This is a genomic window from Streptomyces sp. NBC_01241 (genome assembly GCF_041435435.1).
In the GTDB taxonomy this organism is placed as follows: domain Bacteria; phylum Actinomycetota; class Actinomycetes; order Streptomycetales; family Streptomycetaceae; genus Streptomyces.
On the sequence record NZ_CP108494.1, the window covers coordinates 1548254 to 1569510 of the forward strand.

Sequence of the window (21257 nt, forward strand, 5' to 3'; positions counted from 1 at the left end):
GTCTCCTGGAGTTGTCGCAGGTGGGGCTGTTCGTGAAGGGTGGACAGGTCTCTGAGAGTACTCGGTCCGTACCGGCCCGGTGCCGGGGGCCCGGTGGGGATCAGTTCCAGTCGTTGTAGGCACCGTAGCCGCCCGCGTCGGCGAGTTGCTCGGCGACTCCTTCGAGATCCTCGGGGAGCAGGCCCCAGACGATCAGGTCGTTCCTGATGTCGGTCCAGCTGCCGTCCACCGTCTGGATGCGCGCTATGCAGGCGTTGCGCAGGACTCCCTCGCTGATGCAGCCGAGCTTCTGGGCGACCTGCTGGGCAGCGGTGTTGTCGGCGGCGGTGCGCAGTTCGATGCGCTCGAAGCCCTGGTCGCGGAAGAGCCACTGGGCCAGCGCGAGTACGGCCTCGGTGGCGTAGCCCTCGCCGCGTGCCCAGGGGGCGGTGATGTACGCGGCCTCGGTGGCGAGGGTGCGCCAGTCCGTGTGGTGCAGGCGCACCGAGCCGACGAGTCGCTGGGTGAGGAATTCGGTGACGGCGAAGACGATGCCGTCGCTGGTGGTGCGCTGTGCGGGAGCGATCCTGCGGACCCAGCGTTCGGCGTCGACCTGGGTGTAGGGGTGGGGGGCCTCGGTCCAGGCGGTGACGAGTTCGTCGTTCATCATCTCGATGTACGCGGGGACGTCCGCCATGTCGAAAGGGCGCAGCACCAACCGATCCGTGCTGATGGAGATGGACGGAAAGGTGGAAGTCATGCGCAGCTCCATGCCGAAGACCGTGTAAAGGCACAGCATGCAGCATCGGGCGGGCGTTGTGCATGGGCGGGGCCCACGACGGAGCCCCGCGCACCCCGTGGTGGGGTGGGCGGGGCTCGTCGGACAAATTTCGTGCGGGTGTCAGGACTTGGTCGCAGTGCCGAAGGCCGGGACGACCGAGCCCTGGTAGGTGTCCTCGATGAACTTCTTGACCTCGTCGGAGTGCAGGAGCTTGACGAGCTTCTCGACCCGGACGTCCTTCTCGTTGCCCTTCTTCACGGCGATGATATTGGCGTACGGGTTGCCGTCGGCCTTCTCCAGCACCAGGGCGTCCTTGGAGGGCTTGAGGTCGGCCTCGATGGCGTAGTTGCCGTTGATGACGGCGGCGTCCACATCGTTCAGGGCGCGGGGCACGGTCGCGGCCTCCAGCTCCTTGAACTCCAGGCCCTTCTTGTCGGTGATGTCGCTCAGCTTGGCGTCGGTGCCGACGCCGGACTTGAGGGTGATCAGACCGTTCTCGGCGAGCAGCTGGAGGGCGCGGCCCTCGTTCGTGGTGTCGTTGGGCACCGCGATGGTCTGGCCGGGCTTGATGTCGCCGATGGCCTTGACCTTCTTGGAGTAGAGGCCGAGGGGCTCCAGGTGGACGGTGCCGACGGAGACGAGGTGGGTGTTGTTCTTCTTGTTGAAGTCGTCGAGGTACGGCTGGTGCTGGAAGAAGTTGGCGTCGACCTGGCCGGTCTCGGTGGCGGTGTTCGGCAGGACGTAGTCCGTGAACTCCTTGACCTCCAGCTTGAGGCCCGCCTTGTCCGCCAGGTTCTTCTTGACGAAGTTCAGGATGTCGGCGTGCGGCGTCGGGGACGCGGCGACGACGAGTGCCTTGGAGGTGTCGGCCTTGGCGCCGGTCTCGCTCTTGGAGGCCGGGTCGGACGACGTGCCGCAGGCGGTGAGGCCGAAGGCCAGGGCGGCGGTGGCGGCGGCAGCTGCGGTGATCTTGATGTTCTTGCGCACGAAAAGTGCCTCTTTCGGTGGTGAGGGTGGTGCGCCCGGACAAGGAGTTCGGGCTTGAGGGGGAGAAAGTCTCAGGTGGTGGTGCGGCCCCGGCGGGCCAGCAGGCGTACCGCCGCGTCGCCGATCAGCTGGATCACGGTCACGATGACGATGAGCAGCGCGACGGTGATGAGCATGAACTGGTTGTCGAAGCGCTGGAATCCGTAGGTGACGGCCTTGGAGCCGAGCCCTTCGCCGCCTACCGCGCCGGCCATCGCGGAGTAGCCGATGAGCACGATGACGGTGGTGGTGACGCCGGAGACGAGCGAGGGCAGTGCCTGCGGGAGCAGTACCTTGCGGACGATCGTGGGGATGGATCCGCCCATCGACTGGACGGCCTCGACGAGCCCGTGGTCGACCTCGCGGACGGCCGTCTCGACGAGCCGTGCGAAGAACGGGATGGCGCCGACGGCCAGCGGCACGATCATCGCGGTCGGGCCGATGAAGGTGCCGACGACCCAGGTGGTGAAGGGGATCAGAGCGATCAGCAGGATGATGAACGGCAGCGACCGGCCGATGTTCACGATCACTCCGATGATCTTGTTCACCGGAGTGTTCTGGAGCAGCCCGCCCTTGTCGGTGAGAACCAGCAGGACACCGAGCGGCAGCCCCACGAGAACGGTGACGACCGCGGACCAGAGCACCATGTAGAGGGTGTCGACGGTTCCCTGGGTGAGCAGCGGCTGCATTTCGGACCAGGTCACTTCGCCACCTCCTTGGTGAGCGGGGCGGGGGTCTGTACGGGGATGGAGGCGGCGTCGTGCTCCACTACCTCGGCCTGCAGGCCCTGCTCGCGCAGGAAGCCGATCGGGACGACGTTCTCCTCGAAGCGGCCGGGCAGTTCGATGCGCATCCGGCCGATCTGTTTGCCGCCGACGGTGTCCATCGCGGCGCCCAGGATCGAGATGTCGATGTTGTACGTACGGGAGAGCTGCGAGATCAACGGCTGGGTGGCGGCCTCGCCGTGGAAGGTGACGTCGACGACCGTGCGGTCGGGGCCGGAGGCCGTACCGCCGACGGGGAACAGTTCGTGGGCCAGTTCGGAGCCGGGGGTGGCGAGGAGTTCGCCGACGGTGCCGGATTCGATGATGCGTCCCCGCTGCATCAGCGCGGCGGAGTCGCAGATCGTCTTGACGACGTCCATCTCGTGCGTGATGAGCAGGACCGTCAGGCCGAGCTGCTGGTTGAGGTCGCGCAGCAGCTGGAGGATGGAGCGGGTGGTCTCGGGGTCGAGGGCGGAGGTCGCCTCGTCGGAGAGCAGCACCTTGGGGTCGCCGGCGAGTGCGCGGGCGATGCCGACGCGCTGCTTCTGACCGCCGGAGAGCTGGCCCGGGTAGGACTTGGCCTTGTCGGCGAGGCCGACGAGGTCGAGGAGTTCGAGGGCCTTGCGGGCCCGGTCCTTGCCGGATACGCCGAGGATCTCCAGCGGGAGTTCGACGTTGTCCTGGACGGTGCGGGAGGCCAGCAGGTTGAAGTGCTGGAAGACCATGCCGATGCGGCTGCGTGCCTCGCGCAGTTCCTTGCCGGCCCGGCGGCCCCGGCCGGCGAGTGCGGTGAGGTCCTGGCCGGCCACGGTGACGGTGCCGGAAGTGGGGCGTTCCAGGAGGTTGACGCAGCGGATGAGGGAGGATTTTCCGGCGCCGCTCTGTCCGATGACGCCGTACACCTCGCCCTCGCGGACGTGCAGGTCGACGCCGTCCAGGGCGGTGACCTCGCGGTCGCGCGACTGGTAGACCTTCGTGAGGCCCGTAGTGGTGATCACAGGGTTTCCGTCACTGTCGAGTGCGCGGCGCGGTGTCCGCCGGGCACGGGGCATTCGTCTGATGAGACTGTCCGGGCGTTTCGATCGGATGTCCCGAGCGGGGATCTCGGCACGGCTGCGGGCGGCGAAGGGCCGGGCAGCGGCGCTCGGGCAGGCTCGTTCCGCTGGGTGCGGACGGCTCGGGCTCGGTCTCGCTTCGGGGCGCGAGGATCGGGCGGGGGCCCTCAGAGGGTGCGCATTCGACACATACAACGAGCACCGGGCGTCGTGATCGCCTCGGTCGCAAGGATGCGGTCGCTCGTCGTGGTCATGCGGCAAGTAAATCAGACGTGACGTTCCGCCCTGCCCGGCTGTCCGAATAGCGGACAGCTGTGGATGGTGGCGTGAGACCGTTCGGCCGGCCGTCGCGATTCTCGTTTCCTTGGCTGTGACCTGCACCGATACCGCGGAGAGGTAGCGGCGACGCATGGTGTCGTCGGCGCGGCGCGGTCGCGTGTTGTGGTCAAGGCCACGGTCCCGCCCGGGTGCGGACAGCGCCCGGGGTGCGGACAGCGCCCCGGGTGCGGGGGCGCACGCAGGGGGCCGTTTGGTCCGTAATACCCTCGCCTCATGCTTGACGCCCTGACGGTCGCGGTCGCCGTGACCGCGCTCGCCCTCACCGCCTGGTGCGGATTGGCCGCTTACCGGGACCAGCCGACCAAGGACTGGCACTTCATCGGGATGGCCGTGGTCTCGCTGCTGGCGCTGGCCCAGCTGGTGGTGGGCATCGTGCAGCTGTCCCGGGGCGAACGGCCCGAGCAGGGCATGACGATCTTCATCGCGTATCTGATCGGGTCCTTCCTGGCCGTGCCCGCGGCCGGATTCCTGTCGCTCACCGAGCGGACCCGGTGGGGTTCGGTGACGGTGGCGGCGGGCGCGGTCGTGCTGGCCGTCCTCGAAGTACGGCTCTACGACATCTGGGGAAACTGACCGTGACCGACACCGATCGCACCCCCGCCGCCACCGATGAGAAGCGCCCCTTCGACCTCGGTACCGGACCCGGCCGGGTACTGGTCTGGTTCTACGGGGTGTTCACCGTCGCGGCGGCCTCCCGTTCGATCGTCCAGATGATCCTGGACTTCGGCAGGGCGCCGCTCGCCTATGTGCTGTCGGCCGTCGCCGCCGTCGTGTACGGGTTCATCACGTACTCGCTGGTGCGTGGCGGCGAGAGGGCGCGCAGGTCGGCGCTGGTGTGCTGCGCCGCCGAGCTCCTGGGTGTGCTGGTCGTCGGGACCTGGACGATGGTGGAGCCCTCGGCGTTCGCCGACGCCACGGTCTGGTCCGACTTCGGCATGGGCTATCTGTTCATCCCGATGATCCTGCCGATCACCGGGATGATGTGGCTGCGCCGCGCGAAGAACGCGTAGGACGGGCGCGGGACGGACGGCGTACGCGTAACCGGCGCTACGCGCTCGCGACGTAGACGGGCGCGGTCGCGTCCTTCTCCAGCAGGATCATCCGGACGCCGTCCTGGCTCATCTCGTTGCCCACGGGGGCGTAGCCGGCCCGTCGGTAGAGGCGCAGGTTGCCCTCGCTGCGATGCCCGGTGTGCAGCCGGAAGCGGGTGGCCGACCGCTCGTCGGCGAGTCCCGACTCCGCGGCCCGCAGCAGCCGGGCACCGAGGCCGTGCCCCTGGAGCCGCGGGTGGACGCAGAGCCTGCCGATCTGCCCGGCGCCGTCCTGATCGATGGATCCGCGGACCGCACCGACGACTTCGTCACCCAGCCGCGCGACGAACACCAGATGCGTGGCGATCTCGGCGCGCACCGAATCGAGCGTCTGGACCAGCGGGTCGATCCGGTAGTTCCCGTACAGCTCCGCCTCGGTCTGGAAACAGAGGTACTGAAGTTTCAAGATCTCTTCGGCATCCTGTGCCGTCGCCGCCGAGATGATCACACTCATGCCCATGTGCGCATGCCTCCGCCCACCTGATCCACCGGTTGTCTAACGCTCCATTCCCCGCGGTTCAGGAGCGGCAACCTCCGCCGCGAGCATTCTGCGCAGACATCCAAGGCATCGGGAACGGACCGGGCCCAAACTCCCCTGTGACATACCCAACTTCCCTGCGATTTCCCGGTAGGTGGGGTCACCTGGCGCCAGCATCGCCGCCAGCAGCCGGGGGCAGCGGCCGGGCAGCCGGTCCACCGCGGCGTGCAGCGCCCGGCGTTCGTCGGCACCGACGGCGATCCGTTCGGGGCAGCCGGCCGGGTCCGCGGAGGTCTCGTCGCGGTAGGGGCGTTCGTGCAGGGCGGTGCGGCGGGCCCTGCGGGCCTCCGCCCGTACGGCGTTGCGCACCCAGCGCGCCGGATCCGGCGGCGGCCCGTCCAGCGCGAGCCGCTCCAGCAGCCTCAGCCAGACGGCCTGTTCGAGGTCGGCGGGTTCGATCGCCGCGCCCGTCGCCGAGGCTGCCGCCTCGGCCGTGGCCTCGGCGCTCACCAGCGGATGGAGGGTGCGGACGACGGCCGCGGAGGCGGCTTCGGTCCCTGCGGGGACATGATCGAGAAGCGTCATGCCCCGGCCAACGCACCGTACCGGCGGCCGGTTGCCGTACCCGGCGAGCACCACCCGACCGGGGCACGCCCCGGCCGGGTGCTGACGCCGGTCTCACTTCGCGGCGAAGTCCGCCGCGGCGAGGAGAGCGGTGTCCGGGTTGTCGGAGAAGATCCCGTCGATACCCGTCGCGAAGTACGCCTGGAACGCGCCGAAGGCGTCACCGTACGCGGTGGGGTCCGTGCCGCGCCGGAAGTCGGCGGGCAGGAAGGTGTTCTCGTTGCGCAGGGTGTACGGGTGCAGGACCAGGCCCTGGGCGTGCGCATCCGTCACGAGGGTGGTGGGTGCGGTGAGGTGCCCCGAGGCGTCCTTGGGGATGATCAGGTCCAGGGTGGGTCCGATGCCCTGGGCGAAGGAGGCCATCCACTTCAGGCCCTCGGGCTTCACCAGGTCGGCCACGGTGCGCGGATCGCCGGACGTGACGAAATCCCAGGGGCGCTCGCCCGCGCCGGAGAGCAGGACGACGCGCGGGGTGGCGACGAGTCCGGCCAGGCGCTGGATGCTGCCGGGCTCGAAGGACTGGAGGATGAGCGGCGACTGCACGCGGTGGCGGTTGTAGCGGCGCAGCAGCTTGGCGAGGGGCTCTTCGAGGCCGAGGCCCAGGCCCCGGAAGTAGGTGGGGTGCTTGGTCTCGACGTACAGCCAGACCGGCTTGCCGCGCCTGCGGCCCTCACGGTCGGCCCAGCGCAGCACCTCTTCGAAGGTGGGGATCTCCCAGCGGCCGTCGTAGAGCGTGTTCTTCTGACGGGTGCCGGGGATGCGTTCCGTGGCCCGCAGTGTCTTCAGTTCTGCGAGGGTGAAGTCCTCGGTGAACCAGCCGGTGAGCGAGACCCCGTCGACCTTCTTCGTGGTCTTGCGGCTCGCGAACTCGGGGTGGGCGCCGACGTCGGTGGTCGCGGTGATGTCGTTCTCGTGACGGCAGACGAGGTGGCCGTCCTTGGTCGGCACCAGGTCCTGCTCGATGATGTGCGCCCCCATGTCGAGGGCCAGCTGGTAGGAGCCGAGGGTGTGCTCGGGCCGGTAGCCGCTGGTGCCGCGGTGCCCGATGACGGTGGGCACCGGCAGATCGAGGCGGAAGCCGTGGCCGCCCGGCCGTCCGGCGGTGTTCCCGGCCGCGTTCCCGGCGGCGTCGGCCGGGCCGCCGGCCAGTCCGAGGGCGGCCGTGCCCAGTACGGCGGCCCCCGCACCGAGCAGGGTTCTGCGGCCGGGACCTGCCTGCGCGCGCTCTGTCATGAATGCTCCTCGCGTGTGATGTCTCGCACCTGTCGGACGCCGCCCGAGCGTAGGCAGTCGTACCGTCGGGGGAGCAGCTCCTGGACGAACATGGCGGAAACACGCGTCAACACTGCGTATCCACTCGGTGAACCCGATGTGCGGTGAGCGAGTACCCGCGAGTATCGTCCTCACCTGCATGGACCGTCACGATCCCGCGCCCCGGCCGGCCCGGCCACTACACCGGAGGAACCGTTGTCCCGACACGCACTCATCAAGGCAGTGCTCGGACCGATCTTGCGCCTGATGTTCCGCCCCCAGGTGGAGGGCGTGGAGAACATCCCCGGGGACGGTCCGGTGATCCTCGCGGGCAATCATCTGACGTTCATCGACTCGATGATCATGCCGATCTGCTGCGACCGGCCGGTGTACTACATCGGCAAGGACGAGTACGTGACGGGCAAGGGGCTCAAGGGCCGGGCGATGGCCTGGTTCTTCACGGGCTGCGGCATGATCCCGGTGGACCGAGACGGCGGGCGCGGCGGTGTCGCGGCGCTGATGACGGGCCGTCGGGTGCTGGAGGAGGGCAAGGCCTTCGCCATCTACCCGGAGGGCACCCGCTCCCCCGACGGCCGTCTCTACCGGGGCCGTACGGGCATCGCCCGGCTGACGCTGATGACCGGCGCGCCGGTGGTGCCGTTCGCGATGATCGGCACGGACAAACTGCAGCCCGGTGGTACCGGTCTGCCCCGCCCCGGCAAGGTGACGGTCCGCTTCGGTGAGCCGATGGAGTTCTCCCGCTACGAGGGCATGGACCGCGACCGCTATGTGCTGCGGGCGGTCACCGACTCCGTGATGGCCGAAGTGATGCGGCTGTCGGGTCAGGAGTACGTCGACATGTACGCCACGAAGGCGAAGGCCGCGTGAGCTGACGCACGGCGCAGGTTACGCGGATGGGCCCGTACCCCGGTTGGCGGTACGGGCCCTTTCTCATGTCGTCCCGGCCCGTACGGGCCGGGACGCGGGCGGCTACTGGTGGACGATGCCCTCCTCCAGCTTCTGACCGCGCAACAGGAACCAGGCGGTGACGGCCGTCGCCAGCAGGACCGCCGCGCCGGCTCCCGCGGCGAGCCGCAGCCCGTCGACGAACGACTCCTGTGCGGCGGAGACCAGCGCGCTCGCCTGGTGCGCCGGAAGGCCGTGGGCCGCTTCGACGGCGCCGCCCAGCGATTCGTGGGCCGCCGCGGCGTTGGCGGACGGGACGCCCTTCGGGGTGGCGAAGTCCTGGTAGACGCCGGTGACGATGGAACCGAGCAGCGCGATACCGAGGGCCGCGCCGAGTTCGTACGCCGTCTCGGAGACCGCGGCCGCGGAGCCCGCCTGCTCCTTCGGGACGCTGGAGAGGATCACATCGGAGGTGACGGTGAAGGCGAGGCCCGCACCGACGCCGACGACCAGCAGCACCGCGCCGATCAGCGGGTAGGCGGTCTCCTTGTGGATCAGGGTGACCACGGCGAGCGCCAGGCCGATCGCCCCGAGACCGCCGGACACCACCGACCGTACGGAGTAGCGGCGGGCCGCCACACCGGCGAGCAGTCCCGCGGTCACCGCGCCGATGGCCGCGGGCAGCTCGGCAAGCCCTGCCTCCAACGGCCCGCGCCCCTGGACCAGCTGCAGGAACTGGGAGAGGAAGAAGACCAGTCCGGACAGGCCGAGGATGGTCAGCAGATCGGCGAGGACCGCACCCGAGAAGCCCCGGTGGTGGAAGAGCCGCATGTCCAGCAGGGGCGCGGGGAGCGTGAGTTGTCTGCGGACGAACCAGCGGAGCGCGGCCAGGCCGCCGAGGCCCGCGACGGCGACCGCCCAGCTCATCCCGTGCGCGGCCAGCTCCTTGACGGCGTATACGACGCCGATCATGCCGACGAGGGAGAGCGCCACGCTGCCCAGGTCCCAGGGGCCCGGCACCGGATTCTTCGACTCGGGGATCATCTTGACGCCGACGACCACCAGGACGGCCATGACGGGCAGGTTGATCAGGAAGACCGAACCCCACCAGAAGTGTTCCAGGAGGAATCCGCCGACGACGGGGCCGACGGCCGCGCCCGCCGAGGCCATGGCGCCCCAGATGCCGATGGCGAGGCTGCGCTCGCGCGGATCGTGGAAGAGATTGCGGATCAGGGCGAGCGTGGACGGCATCAGGGTGGCGCCCGCGACACCGAGCAGCGCCCGCGCCAGGATCATCATCTCGGGGGTGCTCGCGTACGCGTTGAGCACGGAGACCGCGCCGAAGGCGACGGCGCCGCTCAGCAGCAGCTTCTTGCGGCCGATGCGGTCGCCGAGGCTGCCCATGGAGACCAGGAGCCCGGCGATGACGAAGGAGTAGACGTCACCGATCCAGAGCAGCTGGGTACCGGACGGCTTGAGGTCCTCGGTGAGGAAGGGGGTGGCGAGGCCGAGGACCGTGGCGTCCACGGCCACGAGCAACACGGCGAGAACGAGGACGGCCAGGGCGATCCACCGCCCCGGTCGGCGCAGCTCTTCGGCGGCTTCCGCGTGCTGTTCGAGACTGCTCATTGCTCCACGCTCCGGCGTGCGCCGCCGAGCAGCAACTCGACGATCATGTGCTGGAAGTCCTGTCCGGCGACCCGGCCCGTCTGGACGGTCCAGGCGCCGGAGGAGATGAGCGCATAGAGGGCCTCGGTCAGCCAGGCGGGGGTGAGGTCGATGCGGAACTCGCCGCGTTCCTGGCCGCGCAGGAAGAAGGCGGAGACCCGGGCGTCGAGCCGGCTCCAGCCCTCGTTCACCTCGTCGCCCTCGAAGAGCTGGTTCTCGGTGACGAGGAAGGAGAGGAGCCCGGCGCTCGGCTCGACGGCGGCGACCAGTCGGCGCAGCGCCTCCTCGGAGGTCCCCTCGTCGAGCGCGGCGGCGTCCAGAGCCGCTCCGAACTCTTGGATGCCCAGGTTCTCCAATGCCCTGACCAGGGCGTCCCGTCCGGCGAAGTGCCGGTGCAGGGTGGCGCGTCCGATGCCTGCGGCTCTGGCGACCTCGTCCATGGTGGCGGTCGATTTACGGGTCAGCAGGGCGGCGGCGCTGCGCAGCACCTGCTCACGGTCGAGAGTCATGAGACGACTCTAGCTCATATGAGACATTGATGTCTCACTTTGAAGCCGTGGCCCTCCCCCGACGGGAGAGAGGACCATGTCGGCATGAAGCCGCTGCTACTGGCGGTGGGCAGTATTGGTTCCTGCCGAGTGCGCCAAGTGGGCAACCACGTTGAGTGACTGCTTCCATGGCGGCATCAGCAGGTCGGCTGTGCCGACGCACAGGCCAGTAAGATCGGCGGCTGCTCGATGATGGTGGGGGCAAGGTATGGGCGTTGTTGGGGCTGGCTGTTCTTTGACCAGCGATGGTGACGACAGCGACTTCTGGGGGCATGTCCAAGAGGCCGCCGGGCTCTTTGTGCCGCTGGGGGACGGGTCACGGAAAGTTGAGTTGCTCGGGTGTGCGCCTCAAGGCGGCCTGCGGGTGTGCATTGACCGCATGGGCAGCAAGCGAGCGCTGGCCGGCAACGCCAATCTCGCGCTCTTGGACTCATCGGGCGCCAGGATGGGGCAGTACTTCGTCAACGACGTGACGCCGGAGGCCGTGCGGCCCTCGACGAGAGGGGCGGGCCTGGTCGACCTGACCGTGCGTCTGTGGTGCGACAACGCGCTTCCACAGTCCGAATGGCCGTGGGAGCTCATCCGCGCCGGACAGATGAACCGGACCGGGTTGTGGCATTCCCTCGGCCCGGCTGGCCGCCGCGGATGGCTGTCCGTGGCTCTGACACGTCACAGCTTCCGATCCTTGCCGGATCGACCCTCCGGCGCCACGTATCACTTGGACGGTGAGCACATCGTGGACGAGGACGGCTTCTACTGCGCTCTTGGCGAGGCCGTGAACGGGCCAGGCGGCTATTTCGGGTGGAACCTCGACGCTCTGGACGACTGCCTGCGCGGCCGCTGGGGTGCCAAGTCACCATTCACGCTGGAGTGGCACTCCTCCAGCGTCGCTTAAGCGGCGCCGTGGGCTAATCACTCGCTGCGAGTCGGTTGAGAACTTCCACCGGGGTGAAGCTCCAGCCGACGAGGCGCGGTCCGCTCCAGTTGATGCCGATCATGTATCCCTCTCGGGCGGCATCAGGCAGGTCGCGATCGCGCCAGGCATCCAGGGACATGGATTCAACACGTAGCCCATGCCCCCAGGTCTTCGCCGCCCTCTGGGCGCGGGCCGTGGTCGACCAGTAGGGAAGACTTCGCGTGCCGTCCGCGGAGAGGGGAGCCGGGCTTCCCTCGTCATCCCGGACAAACCAGACCACTCCGCTCTGGCGGGCCTCTCGGAAGAATGCTGCCGCTTGCGAACCACTCTGACTCATGCCACGTGAGCCTAGCGTTCCCCCGTCACTCATTTCGTTAGCGGTTCTAAGTCGTCCCTTGCTCAGCACGACGGTCCGAGCGGGGAGGGTATGTCGCTGTTCGAAGTCGTCCTGGAGATCTTCCGCGACCACGGCGTTGACGTCATCTTTCGCTGAGCAAGGCGCCAGGCCAGCTATTCGGGGCTGGCCGGTGCGGGGTGTTTCTTCAGGCGGCTGGCCACGTAGCTGGCTCGGTCGCCGCCGTTGATGTGATGCTACTGGTATGCGGTCTGGTCGGCGAGGCCAAGCAGGTCAGCGACGAGTTTCCAGTGGATGTTGTCGACCATAGCGAGGATCGCGCCATTGCGTGCGAGTCGGGCTGCGGGAACGCCGTGTGCGGCCAGGCGTCGGGCGAGTGTGCTCGCCGAGATCGGCTGGCCCGGTCGGCGGCCCGGGAACAAGTAGGGGTTGGGCAGGTGAGTGGCGGCGATCGGGCGGCGTTCGTCAATGACCCTTCGGACCAGGGCGGACAGCCGCGGACGGAGCCAGAGGGGATCGCGGCCGACCTTAAGCCCGCAGACCGCGGGATCCGAGGGATGATCGAGTACGTCGTCTGCCTTGAGAGCGACCAAGCGGGTGCAGTGTTGGCCGTACTGAAGAACAAGGCATCCTGACACCCTGACCGGCAGCGTGATGCTCTCGTCAGTCTCGAGCCGATGCGCGAGCACCACGCGGTCCCGGTCACTCATGATCGACCGGTCCTCGCAGTTGGCCAGAGCGGATACGGCCAGGTGTTTGGGAGCGAGCTGGTGGGCTGCGGCCCACGTCAGAAAGCGCCGGACTTCGCCTTGCCGGACGCGGTGTGCGGCCACCCAACGGTCCACCAGTGGCTGCAGGCAGGTGCCGAGCGAGCTTCGGTGGCCGCGGAGGTGGAGGCAGAGCTGACGCGCTACTCGTAGGTGGTTCTTCAGGTACGTCCGGGTGCCGATCGTCAGGCTGCCGCGCTGATGGATCTGCCGGTGAGCCATGGGCAGCAGCTGCCAGCGGGCATAGCGGACGAGCGCAAGGCGGTCGTCGCTGTCAGATACGTCCGTGAGTCGGGGATGTCCAGTTGGAACTGGGCGAGTTGCTCGTCGCGCGCTGGCAGGACCTCGGTGAGTACGAGCAAATTGCGCAGGTGCGCCACCGAATTAGTTTGTGGGAGCGAGTCGAGGGCCTCGTGGCTGCAGTCGAGCTCCCCGGTGACCATCTTGCGGATGAGTTTCCCTCCTGCTTTCTGCCGCAGGTAGTCGAGCACCGTGTGCGGGTTGTCGTAGCGGGCCAGCTCTTCCGCGAGGGGAATCAGCCGGGTGTCCGGGCGGTTGCCGGGAGCGGTGAAAGTCTCCTCAATTTCGATCTGGACCATGCATGCTGGGCAGCGGCCGCGGTGTTCAAGTCTGCCGAGAGAACTGCAGGAAACGCACCGGTACCGGAGACGGACACCTGCGCATTCAGGACAGAGTGGGTCGCCACTGTCAGTGCGCTGGAAGACGACGGAATCCTGGTGGCACGTGGCGCAGGCGGCATGTGCGCTGAAGACAGCGTTGGCGCAGGAGATGCATATGGACCCCTCCGGCCAGTGGCGATCGGCGCGGGACACGATCCCGCATCGACTGCAGGGGACGCGCATGGCCAAATAGCACAAGTGGCAGCGAGGAAGGCCGTCGATAGTGCGAACCGGTGCCGATGGACGACGCTTGCAAGTCGTGCAGAGCGGCGTGTGGACGATCACGTAATTCCCCGGCCGTGTGGTCACGTAATTCCCCACCCTGTCGGTGGCGAGGTGTCAGGTGTAAGAGGCCGTCGTCGACTGGTCGGTGGCCTCTGGCAGACTCCGCGGCATGGGTATGTTCAAGCGGGCCAATGAGCCGGAGAGTGCTGGTCAGGCTGGAGAGCGAGCCGACCTGAGCCCCCTGCTTCTGCAGGGCGAAGACATGATCGAACAGTTGGGTCGTGCCCACATGTCTTGGGGGCTGGGTTCAGCGGACCGCTGGGATCTGGACCAGACGACCGGCATCATCACCTGGACCTTCCCCGACAAGACGGCGACAGCGCCCGCTCAGATCCTCGGCAGTTTCAGCCCCGGCTCGGGCTCATGGCTGTGGGCCTGGGCCAACAAGAGCATCCTGCCCGATATGAGCCGGGACGCCCGCAGGTTCCGTGACTGGGCAGAAGCCAACGGGCATCCCGCCCTTGCCCAGCCGGAGATCAACGCCGATGAGCAAGGTGCGTCGACGCTCGTGGCATTGGCTGTCCGGGTCACCGGAGCGGCGGGCTACTACAAGGGTCCGGGAGGCAACTCGGCCGTGATTATCACCTTCGGGCCGGTCACCCTCACCGCTGCGGACGGCAAGGTCTCCACGTTCAACATCAATATCAACTAGCGTCGGCGAACCGAGGCCGAGGCGCCTGAGCCCCACGGCCCAGGCGCCGATCCGATGATTCCCATGGTCAGCTGCCCTATGAGGCTGCTGTTCCGTTCTTGTCGGCCGGGTTCCTGGGGCGTTTGTTGGGTCGGTAGCTGGGACCGTTCATGATGACCTGGTGGCTGGTGTTGATCAGCCGGTCGAGGAGCGATTCGGCGACGACGGGGTTGGGGAACAGGGGATACCAGTCGCTGGGAGCCCGGTTGCTGGTGATGATCAGAGATCGTCCCTGCCGCTCGCTGACCAGCTCGTAGAGGTCGTCGGCCTGGGCGGCGGTCATCTGGCGCATGGCGAAGTCGTCGAGGATCAGGACGTCGGGGCGGATCAGCTCGCGCATGCGCTTGTCCCAGGTCCGGTCCGCGTGGCCGCCGGCGAGCTCGGCCACGATTCGGCTGGTCTTGGCGAAGCGGACGTTCGCGCCCTGGCGGACGGCGAGGTGCCCCAGGGCCTGGGCGATATGGGTCTTGCCGACCCCGACCGGCCCGAACAGAATTACGGACTCACCGGCGTGGAGCCAGCGTAGAGCGGCCAGGTCCCGGATCTGGGCGGCGGGGAGCTTGGAGGAGGCGGTGAAGTCGAACTCTTCCAAGGTCACCTGCTGCTCGAACTTAGCCCGGTGTAGGCGGCGTTGGAAGGCGACGGTCTCGCGGCGGGTGATCTCGTCCTGGCAGAGGACCTGGAGAAAGTCGAGGTGTCCGAGCTCTCCGCCGTGGGCCTGGGCCAGGCGGGCGTCAAGGGTCTCCATCATCCCGGACAGCCGGAGAACTTTCAGTGACTCGCGCAGGGCGGTGTCCATCACGCTCATCGCACGGCCTCCTCAGCGTCGTCGTGGCCCTGGTCCTCGTGGAGTCCGCCCAGTGTCTGGGCGGGGATGTCGGTGGGGAACAGGCCCCCGGGGCCGTGGAGGAAGGCCGCGGCGCCGGCGTCGCCGGTCTCCGGCTCGGGGTCGGTCTCGGTGCCGGCGATCAGGATGCCCTTGATGGTGCGGTAGGAGGGGTCACCGACCGTGAGGGCCTTCGCGCAGGCGGCCTCCAGGCGGACGTCGCTGTACTTCTTGCGCAGTCCGAGGATCCCCTGGGCGGCGCGGAGTCGGTAGAGGGCGTTCACCTCCAGCAGTTGGTCGACCACCTCCCGGCAGCGGTCCCCGACCTCGGATGCCTGGGTCCGGCACCAGAGCGGGGTCTTCATCTGGAAGGCGATCTTCTCCGGCGGGTAGTCGCCCTTGTCGGTGCGTTTTCCCTGTTCCAGGGCGGCGTGCGTCTTGACCAACCGACCCTCGTGGAAGACCTGAACCATGGTCGCTGTGGAGCGGGCATCGACACGGCGGCCGATCAGCTTCCAGGGCACCGAGTAGAGGGTGCGGCCGACCTTGACGTGGATGTCCGGGCCGACGGTGGCGGTGGACCAGCGGGCCAGTACGAAGGGCTTGTCCGGCAGCGGCAGCAGGGCCGGGGCCTCGACCGCGTCGAACACCGCCAGCGGGGCGGCCCCGCCCAGCGGCTTGCACTGCCGACCGCCGGCGGTCTCCCTGGCCCAGATGAGGGCTTCGGCCTGCATGTGTTCGAGCGAGGTGAACTGGCGCCCGCTCCAGAACGAGTCGCGGACGTAGGGCATCGGGCGCTCGACCCGCGGCTTGTCCTTGGGATGGACCGCTCTGGCTGGGTCGACCAGGGCGCCGTAGTAGAGGGCGAGTTCGGCATACGCCTTGTTGATCTTCGGGTCGTAGAGGTCGGGCTTGTCCACCCCGGTCTTGAGGTTGTCCGGCACCAGTCGACGCGGGACGCCTCCGAAGAAGCTGAACGCCTCGGCGTGGGACTCGGTCCAGGCATGCTGGTCCATGTGGATCACCGGGCGCACGAACATGTGCCGCGAGCAGGGCAACACCATCACGAAGGCCCAGATCCGGTGGCGCTTGCCGGTGCCCGGGTTGATCCACTGCCCCATGAAGCCGTAGTCGATCTGGGCTTCCGAGCCGGGCTCGACGTCGTCGCGGAGCACCGTGACCTTCGACCTGGCCGCCTCATCGGGCAGGTTCTCGTGAACCCACCGGCGGAAAGAGGAGATCGACGCCTTCAACTTCCGCTCGTCACGAAGCCGTTGATGGATCGTGGTAACGGTGGTGGTCTCCAGCAGAGCCTTGATGTAGTCGCGGTGCTGCTCGATCTCGGGCCAGGTGATCTGGTTCAGTCCCCGTTCGGCCTGACCCGGGAACCAGGTCTTGATCAGCTTGGCCCAATCCGCCTCACCCATCGGCGGCCCGCCTGGGACGATCCCGGCCGCCTCGGCCGGCGCCAGGTACTTCCTGATCGTCTTGCGATCCACCCCCAGCGAGGCGCCGACCTGCGACTTCGAGCGGCCCGCATACCAGTGGACGTAGATCTCGATGATGTCGACCACGGTGAACGTTCTCCTTGCCATCCGGTTCGTCCATCGACCTCTCGGTCTCCAGGCCGAAGGACAACGACGACTCCAAGACGCCCAGGACCCTCGACCCGGCTCGGGCATGCCCATGGGGAAACTGGAGGAATCGGCAGAGATGACCAGTAGGCGATCAAACCACTCGAACAGGGATAACAACTGCCCGGTCCGGTGCCCCCAGGCCCTCGCCCGCGGTCACCGTCCCCATGGGGAATCGTGATCGCGGGGGTGGGGAATTACGTGACGCTGAACCCGCACGAAGTGGGGAATTGCGTGATCGCTGACACGGCGAAGGCCGAAGCCGGTTCCAGCACGCTCGACAGTACTGCCCTTGGGGCGTACGGGCGTTGATACGACGGGTTTCGCCGCAGCCATCGCAAGGGTGGCGGTCGGTGCGTTCACGGCAGGTACTGCACTGTGGCCCGTCACTGGTCCGGCCGGCGACGCGGCGGACCTGCCCGCAGTCCCGGCAAGTCTCCCTGCGTCCCTTCATGCGGGCCCAGCAGGAACCACAAAGTTGATCAGCCTGAGAGGCGAGGTGCCGCATCCGGCTGCAGCCGGAGCACTGTTCGAGTGGTTGGCGCTGTTTCCAACATCGGTCACAGACCGGGCCGGCCTCTGTGATCTTTCGCGAGCGTTTAACTTCTCCGCAGTCGACGCAGGTCCGCCGTCGACTGTCCCGCCAACACCGTTCGCATAAGGGGTGTCCGGCCTTGCGCGATACAATTCGGCTTTGCTGTCCGCAGGATGCACACGTTGTCAATTCGGCAGGCACGGCTCAGCTTTCGGCATCGAAAAAGTCCGGGGACAGCATCGGAGTGTCTGGAAGAACCGGCCGCAGCCGAGTTACCGGCCCGGGCTCCGGCGCCGCGGGTTCTTCCGGGGTGATCGGGACCACGAGTTCCTCGAATGTGCACTCCAGGATCTGACACAAAGCCACAAGGAGACCGATAGCCACCTTGGGCGGATTTTCCGCTTTCACCAAGCGGAAGATGTAGCTGCGGTCGAATTCGAAGCCGCGCTCACGAAGGGCTGGAACCAGCTTGGTAGTGGTGTACCAGTTCTTGCGGACGGCCATCAGCTCACGTAGGCGCCACTCGTACTGAGGCTGCAGTTCTTCCACGGCCTTGCGGCGTGCAGCATCGTTGGGGTCAGCCATCATGCCCTCCTGCGATTGCTGCGTGGCTCTCCGGGAACCTCTTCGAACTCATCCTCCATCTGGGCCTCCGCATCGGCGCGGGCGAATGCCTGGTGCAGCATCTTCTCCTCTTGAGCATCGAGGAATTCCCGCACCTTGAGGTTCTTGTAGTCGCTGCTGAGCGCCGTGTAGATGGCCGTCGTGGCTGCGTGAGAATGCCCAACCTGCTCGGTGACGAACTGCGTGTCATAGCCGCTCTCGATGAGCCGGGTGACGTAGGTGTGCCGCAGACAGTGCGGGTCGAGTTCTGCAGACAGGCTGGCCCGATCACGCCAGGTCGCGAAGCGCGCATTCACCGAACGTTCGGAGATCGACTCGTGGCGCTCGGTCGGGAACATGACGCCGTCGTCCGGCCGGTCAAGGTAGAACTGCGGACGCACGTGGTCGAGGTAGAAGCGAACGGTGGCGACCGCCCATGGCCACACGGACACCACGGTCCGTCGCCGGGGCGGCTGCCCCGCACTCGCCTTGCCCCACCGCACCGATAGCCCGGCCAGGTCTCCGAACTCTGGCAGCTTCGCCTGCCTCCGCCAGTCATGCGTCTCCAGCCGGGCGGTCTCTCGACGCCGCAGCCCCCATGCGTAGGCAGTGGTGAACATCGCCACATCCCGTGCCGCCGCCAGCGCGCCTTTATGTCCCGCAGCCTGCATCCGCTTGATCTCCGGATCCATTTGGGAAAAGAACCGCTTGATCTCCTGCCGTGTCAGCGGACGATTCCGGTTGGGCCGCCCCACGTAGTCCTGCGAGTGCCGGACCGCGTTGAGATCACGCACCACCTGTGCTGGGAAGGTCCCGAAGAGGTTCAGGCACACTTCCTGCCACTGGTAGGCAGGGTTGGTGAGGTACTCCAAGTACAGCCGCAGGACTCGCGCTTTCGACCCCAGAGTGCCGCTCGTATTGCCCGGCGCACACAGCGACATCCAGCGGTCGAACAACGCAGCATTCCAGGCCGGCTCCCACGGGTAGGCGTCCGCAACCGCCTGAACCTGCCGGATCACGCTCTCCCGGCCGTTGACCGTCGTGTCCTGCAGGTTCCTGGCCTTCTGGTGCTCGCGAAAGCCTAAGAGAGTGCTCTCGAACACAGCCTCCGCAGGCCGCAACATGGGCACTCCGGGAACGACATACAGCGTCGCAACACCGGGTGCCGGGGCAGGACCATGCTGGACTGCACTGCGACTGACTCGACCCACCGATCACGCTCCGTGCTCATTCATTGCGTCACCAGACTGCCCTCGTGTTGTCCGGACGACACCGTTGATGCATCACAGTCATCAGAACGAGGAAACAGGCAGCAGGACACGCAACTTGGCTCGCTGAAGCGTGGTAGAACTCGTCCCCAGATGCCACGCAGAACCTGCACTTCTCGCGCTTGCGAGCGGCATCATTGGTGCAGTGGAGTCAACACTGCCTCTTCTGCTGATCGACATCGACGGCCCGCTCAATCCGTACGCGGCACTGACGCGCCGCCGGGTTCCGGACGGCTATGCGCTGCATCTGATGCGGCCGACCGGGTGGGACTACGGGATGCCGCTGCCCGTCCTCCTCAACCCGGAACACGGGAAGGCGCTGCGCGGCCTGGCCGGCCGTTACGAGCTGGTCTGGGCGACGACCTGGAAGGACGAGGCCAACGCATGGATCGGGCCGCGTCTCGGGCTGCCCCGGCTGCCGTACATCGACTGGCCGTCGATGCACGGCAGCGCGCCGGACGGCACGTACTGGAAAACGCAGTACGTGGTGGAGTACGCGGCGGGCCGGCCCTTCGCCTGGGTCGACGACGAGATCTCCGAGCAGGACCGGGCGTGGGCTACCGAGCAGGGGGCGGCCGAGGCTCTCCTGCTGTGGATCGATCCGTGGATCGGGCTGCTGCCGGCCGATTTCGAGGTGCTCGCCGCGTGGGCGGACGGCCGCCGGGGCGGCGGGGACTGAGTCCGTCACTCCGGTCGAGTCGCCGCCCGTCCCGAGTCAGCCGATGAGGACGGTCAGATCGAGGCCGGGCAGGCGGGCCGGATCGTCGACCACGAACATCTCGGTGACCTTCCCCCGCGCAACGGTGAAGATCATGACCGAGAACCGGTGGTCGTCGAGCGCCGAGATGACGGCCGGTTCCCCGTCGACCAGCGCGGGCAGCGACGACCGGGCGAACGGTGCGAACATCATCGCCTGGCGGGCCACGGTCGCGGCGCCCCGCACCAGGGACGGCGCACCGACGCCACCGGCTCCGGCTTCGGACCGCACCACGACGTCCGGATCGAGCACGGCGACGAGGGCCTCGAAGTCACCGCCGCGGGCGGCCGCCAGGAAGGCGTCGACGACTTCGCGCTTGCGGCCGAGACCGGGGTCCGGGTCCGGCTGCGCGCCCCTTCACCGGCGCCGGGCGCGCCGCTCAGCTCCACGGCAGCGCGGCGCGGCGGTGCCAGTAAGCCTCCGGCTCCTCCACGAGCGCGTCGAGCCGGGCGCGCCGCGGCTCGCCGAGGTCGACGACGGCAGCGCGCAGGTTTCCGGCGAGTTGGTCGAGGGCCGCCGCGCCGGAGAGCACCACTGAGGCCCACGGCTGGTGCAGTACGAATGCCAGCGCGATCGCGTCGCTGCCCACGCCGGCGTCGGCGGCGATCTCCTGGACCACGGCGGGGGCCTCCGTCCCGGCGAGCCGGCCGTTGGCCATGGCTTCCTTGACGATCACGGTGAGCCCGGCGTCATGGGCCTCGGCGAGCGCCGCTCCGGCCGAGGTCTCCAGGGCGTTGTAGGTGGCCTGGACGGTGCGGAAGAGCGGTTCGCCGTCGACGGTGACGGCGAGGGCGGCCCGGATGGCGTCGGCCTGGTCGGGTCCGCTGGTGGACAGTCCGACGCCGATACCCGCCGCGGCGAGTTCGGCGAGCCGCGCGTGCAGTTCCTTGTCGGTGAGGGCCGGGCTGTCGGGGGTGACCGAGTGGATCTGGTAGAGGTCGAGCCGGTCCCCGAGCAGCGCGTCGGTCTCGGCGCGCTGGCGCAGATACGTGGCCAGGCTGTGGTCCTTGACCTCGTGCGCCTCGGCTTCCACGCTCCAGTCGGCGGTGTAGGTGTAGCCCCACTTGCTGCCGATGACGACATCGTCCGCTTCCGGGTGCGCCGTCAGCCAGCCGGCCAGGAACTCCTCCGAACGACCGTAGGAGCGGGCCGCGTCGAAGTAGCGGACGCCCTGCGCGTAGGCGGCGTCCAGCAGTTCGTGGGTGCGCTCGCGCAGCGCCTCGACGCTGCGGTCGGCGGGCAGATCGCGGTCACGGTGCAGGTTGATGTAGCCCGGCCTGCCGACCGCTGCCAGGCCGAGCCCGATGTGGGCGTTCGGAGTCGTCGCTGTGGCCGATGGGGCCTCCCCCGGCCGAGCGAGGCCGAGAGCTCGGGGAAGGTCGAAAGGCATCGTGGGCTCCTCGTCGATGGGGTGCGCTCCCCCGTCAACG

At 68.1% G+C, this 21257-nt stretch carries 24 protein-coding genes; 6 read left to right on the forward strand and 18 right to left on the reverse strand.

What is annotated here, in order from left to right:
- Positions 1 to 100 precede the first annotated feature (100 nt).
- From OG306_RS06510 to OG306_RS06525, 4 genes are all read right to left on the reverse strand, one after another.
- Complete coding sequence (locus OG306_RS06510) at positions 101 to 778, reverse strand: GNAT family N-acetyltransferase (protein WP_266745151.1); 678 nt, start codon at positions 776 to 778, stop codon at positions 101 to 103.
- A 102-nt stretch (positions 779 to 880) separates the two neighbouring features.
- On the reverse strand, positions 881 to 1747 hold the full coding sequence (locus OG306_RS06515) for a MetQ/NlpA family ABC transporter substrate-binding protein (protein WP_266745152.1): 867 nt from the start codon (positions 1745 to 1747) through the stop codon (positions 881 to 883).
- A gap of 71 nt (positions 1748 to 1818) precedes the next feature.
- The gene (locus OG306_RS06520) at positions 1819 to 2490 is read right to left on the reverse strand and encodes a methionine ABC transporter permease (protein ID WP_266745153.1); all 672 of its coding nucleotides are present in this window, start codon (positions 2488 to 2490) and stop codon (positions 1819 to 1821) included.
- Positions 2487 to 3548, reverse strand: a complete 1062-nt coding sequence (locus tag OG306_RS06525; protein ID WP_266745154.1) for a methionine ABC transporter ATP-binding protein — start codon at positions 3546 to 3548, stop codon at positions 2487 to 2489. Before OG306_RS06525 ends, OG306_RS06520 begins: the two co-directional genes overlap by 4 nt.
- Before the next feature lie 609 nt (positions 3549 to 4157).
- Between OG306_RS06525 and OG306_RS06530 the strand changes: the two genes are divergently transcribed.
- Positions 4158 to 4517 carry a hypothetical protein gene (locus OG306_RS06530; RefSeq protein WP_266745155.1) on the forward strand — a complete coding sequence of 120 codons (360 nt, stop codon included), beginning with the start codon at positions 4158 to 4160 and terminating at the stop codon, positions 4515 to 4517.
- Positions 4518 to 4519: 2 nt separating this feature from the next.
- Positions 4520 to 4954 (forward strand): hypothetical protein, encoded by a 435-nt coding sequence (locus OG306_RS06535; protein WP_266745156.1) that lies wholly within the window; start codon positions 4520 to 4522, stop codon positions 4952 to 4954.
- 37 nt (positions 4955 to 4991) lie between these two features.
- Here OG306_RS06535 and OG306_RS06540 read toward each other — a convergent pair whose 3' ends face one another.
- The 3 genes from OG306_RS06540 to OG306_RS06550 all read right to left on the reverse strand — a co-directional run bounded on the left by OG306_RS06540 (position 4992) and on the right by OG306_RS06550 (position 7370).
- Positions 4992 to 5495 carry a GNAT family N-acetyltransferase gene (locus tag OG306_RS06540; protein WP_266745157.1) on the reverse strand — a complete coding sequence of 168 codons (504 nt, stop codon included), beginning with the start codon at positions 5493 to 5495 and terminating at the stop codon, positions 4992 to 4994.
- Positions 5496 to 5531: 36 nt separating this feature from the next.
- Positions 5532 to 6098 carry a sigma-70 family RNA polymerase sigma factor gene (locus OG306_RS06545; RefSeq protein ID WP_266745158.1) on the reverse strand — a complete coding sequence of 189 codons (567 nt, stop codon included), beginning with the start codon at positions 6096 to 6098 and terminating at the stop codon, positions 5532 to 5534.
- Between the two features lie 93 nt (positions 6099 to 6191).
- Positions 6192 to 7370, reverse strand: coding sequence for a glycerophosphodiester phosphodiesterase (locus OG306_RS06550; protein ID WP_371665184.1), 1179 nt, complete (start codon positions 7368 to 7370; stop codon positions 6192 to 6194).
- Positions 7371 to 7604: 234 nt separating this feature from the next.
- Here OG306_RS06550 and OG306_RS06555 point away from each other — a divergent pair, with 234 nt between their 5' ends.
- Positions 7605 to 8276: a lysophospholipid acyltransferase family protein gene (locus tag OG306_RS06555; protein ID WP_266745160.1), complete on the forward strand. Its 672-nt coding sequence runs from the start codon at positions 7605 to 7607 to the stop codon at positions 8274 to 8276.
- A gap of 102 nt (positions 8277 to 8378) precedes the next feature.
- On the opposite strand, the gene OG306_RS06560 is transcribed toward OG306_RS06555, so the two are convergent.
- Positions 8379 to 9923 (reverse strand): MFS transporter, encoded by a 1545-nt coding sequence (locus OG306_RS06560; RefSeq protein WP_266745161.1) that lies wholly within the window; start codon positions 9921 to 9923, stop codon positions 8379 to 8381.
- Complete coding sequence (locus OG306_RS06565; RefSeq protein WP_266745162.1) at positions 9920 to 10471, reverse strand: TetR/AcrR family transcriptional regulator; 552 nt, start codon at positions 10469 to 10471, stop codon at positions 9920 to 9922. The genes OG306_RS06560 and OG306_RS06565 overlap by 4 nt, the downstream gene beginning before the upstream one ends.
- 418 nt (positions 10472 to 10889) lie before the next feature.
- Here OG306_RS06565 and OG306_RS06570 point away from each other — a divergent pair, with 418 nt between their 5' ends.
- Positions 10890 to 11405, forward strand: coding sequence for a barstar family protein (locus OG306_RS06570; protein ID WP_266745163.1), 516 nt, complete (start codon positions 10890 to 10892; stop codon positions 11403 to 11405).
- A 13-nt stretch (positions 11406 to 11418) separates the two neighbouring features.
- On the opposite strand, the gene OG306_RS06575 is transcribed toward OG306_RS06570, so the two are convergent.
- The 3 genes from OG306_RS06575 to OG306_RS06585 all read right to left on the reverse strand — a co-directional run bounded on the left by OG306_RS06575 (position 11419) and on the right by OG306_RS06585 (position 13147).
- Positions 11419 to 11796 carry a DUF2750 domain-containing protein gene (locus OG306_RS06575; RefSeq protein WP_323184040.1) on the reverse strand — a complete coding sequence of 126 codons (378 nt, stop codon included), beginning with the start codon at positions 11794 to 11796 and terminating at the stop codon, positions 11419 to 11421.
- Between the two features lie 221 nt (positions 11797 to 12017).
- The gene (locus OG306_RS06580; RefSeq protein WP_371665185.1) at positions 12018 to 12770 is read right to left on the reverse strand and encodes a hypothetical protein; all 753 of its coding nucleotides are present in this window, start codon (positions 12768 to 12770) and stop codon (positions 12018 to 12020) included.
- Positions 12734 to 13147, reverse strand: coding sequence for a hypothetical protein (locus OG306_RS06585; protein ID WP_266745166.1), 414 nt, complete (start codon positions 13145 to 13147; stop codon positions 12734 to 12736). The genes OG306_RS06580 and OG306_RS06585 overlap by 37 nt, the downstream gene beginning before the upstream one ends.
- A 475-nt stretch (positions 13148 to 13622) precedes the next feature.
- Here OG306_RS06585 and OG306_RS06590 point away from each other — a divergent pair, with 475 nt between their 5' ends.
- A complete protein-coding gene (locus tag OG306_RS06590; protein ID WP_266745167.1) occupies positions 13623 to 14165 on the forward strand; it encodes a DUF6882 domain-containing protein in 543 nt (180 codons plus the stop codon).
- A gap of 76 nt (positions 14166 to 14241) precedes the next feature.
- Here OG306_RS06590 and istB read toward each other — a convergent pair whose 3' ends face one another.
- The 4 genes from istB to OG306_RS06610 form a co-directional block, all read right to left on the reverse strand.
- Positions 14242 to 15012 (reverse strand): IS21-like element helper ATPase IstB, encoded by a 771-nt coding sequence (gene istB, locus OG306_RS06595; protein ID WP_266745168.1) that lies wholly within the window; start codon positions 15010 to 15012, stop codon positions 14242 to 14244.
- Entirely contained in the window at positions 15009 to 16604 is a 1596-nt protein-coding gene (gene istA, locus OG306_RS06600) for an IS21 family transposase (protein WP_327350251.1), read from the reverse strand. Before istA ends, istB begins: the two co-directional genes overlap by 4 nt.
- A 799-nt stretch (positions 16605 to 17403) precedes the next feature.
- Positions 17404 to 17784 carry a helix-turn-helix domain-containing protein gene (locus OG306_RS06605; RefSeq protein WP_266745170.1) on the reverse strand — a complete coding sequence of 127 codons (381 nt, stop codon included), beginning with the start codon at positions 17782 to 17784 and terminating at the stop codon, positions 17404 to 17406.
- Entirely contained in the window at positions 17784 to 18905 is a 1122-nt protein-coding gene (locus OG306_RS06610; protein ID WP_266745171.1) for a tyrosine-type recombinase/integrase, read from the reverse strand. Before OG306_RS06610 ends, OG306_RS06605 begins: the two co-directional genes overlap by 1 nt.
- Before the next feature lie 310 nt (positions 18906 to 19215).
- Here OG306_RS06610 and OG306_RS06615 point away from each other — a divergent pair, with 310 nt between their 5' ends.
- Positions 19216 to 19749, forward strand: coding sequence for a hypothetical protein (locus OG306_RS06615; RefSeq protein WP_266745172.1), 534 nt, complete (start codon positions 19216 to 19218; stop codon positions 19747 to 19749).
- 36 nt (positions 19750 to 19785) lie between these two features.
- Here the strand turns inward: OG306_RS06615 and OG306_RS06620 are convergent, their stop codons facing one another.
- Together OG306_RS06620 and OG306_RS06625 are read right to left on the reverse strand one after the other, a co-directional pair.
- On the reverse strand, positions 19786 to 20079 hold the full coding sequence (locus tag OG306_RS06620) for a hypothetical protein (protein ID WP_266745173.1): 294 nt from the start codon (positions 20077 to 20079) through the stop codon (positions 19786 to 19788).
- 127 nt (positions 20080 to 20206) lie between these two features.
- On the reverse strand, positions 20207 to 21217 hold the full coding sequence (locus tag OG306_RS06625) for an aldo/keto reductase (protein ID WP_266745174.1): 1011 nt from the start codon (positions 21215 to 21217) through the stop codon (positions 20207 to 20209).
- Between the last annotated feature and the right edge of the window lie 40 nt (positions 21218 to 21257).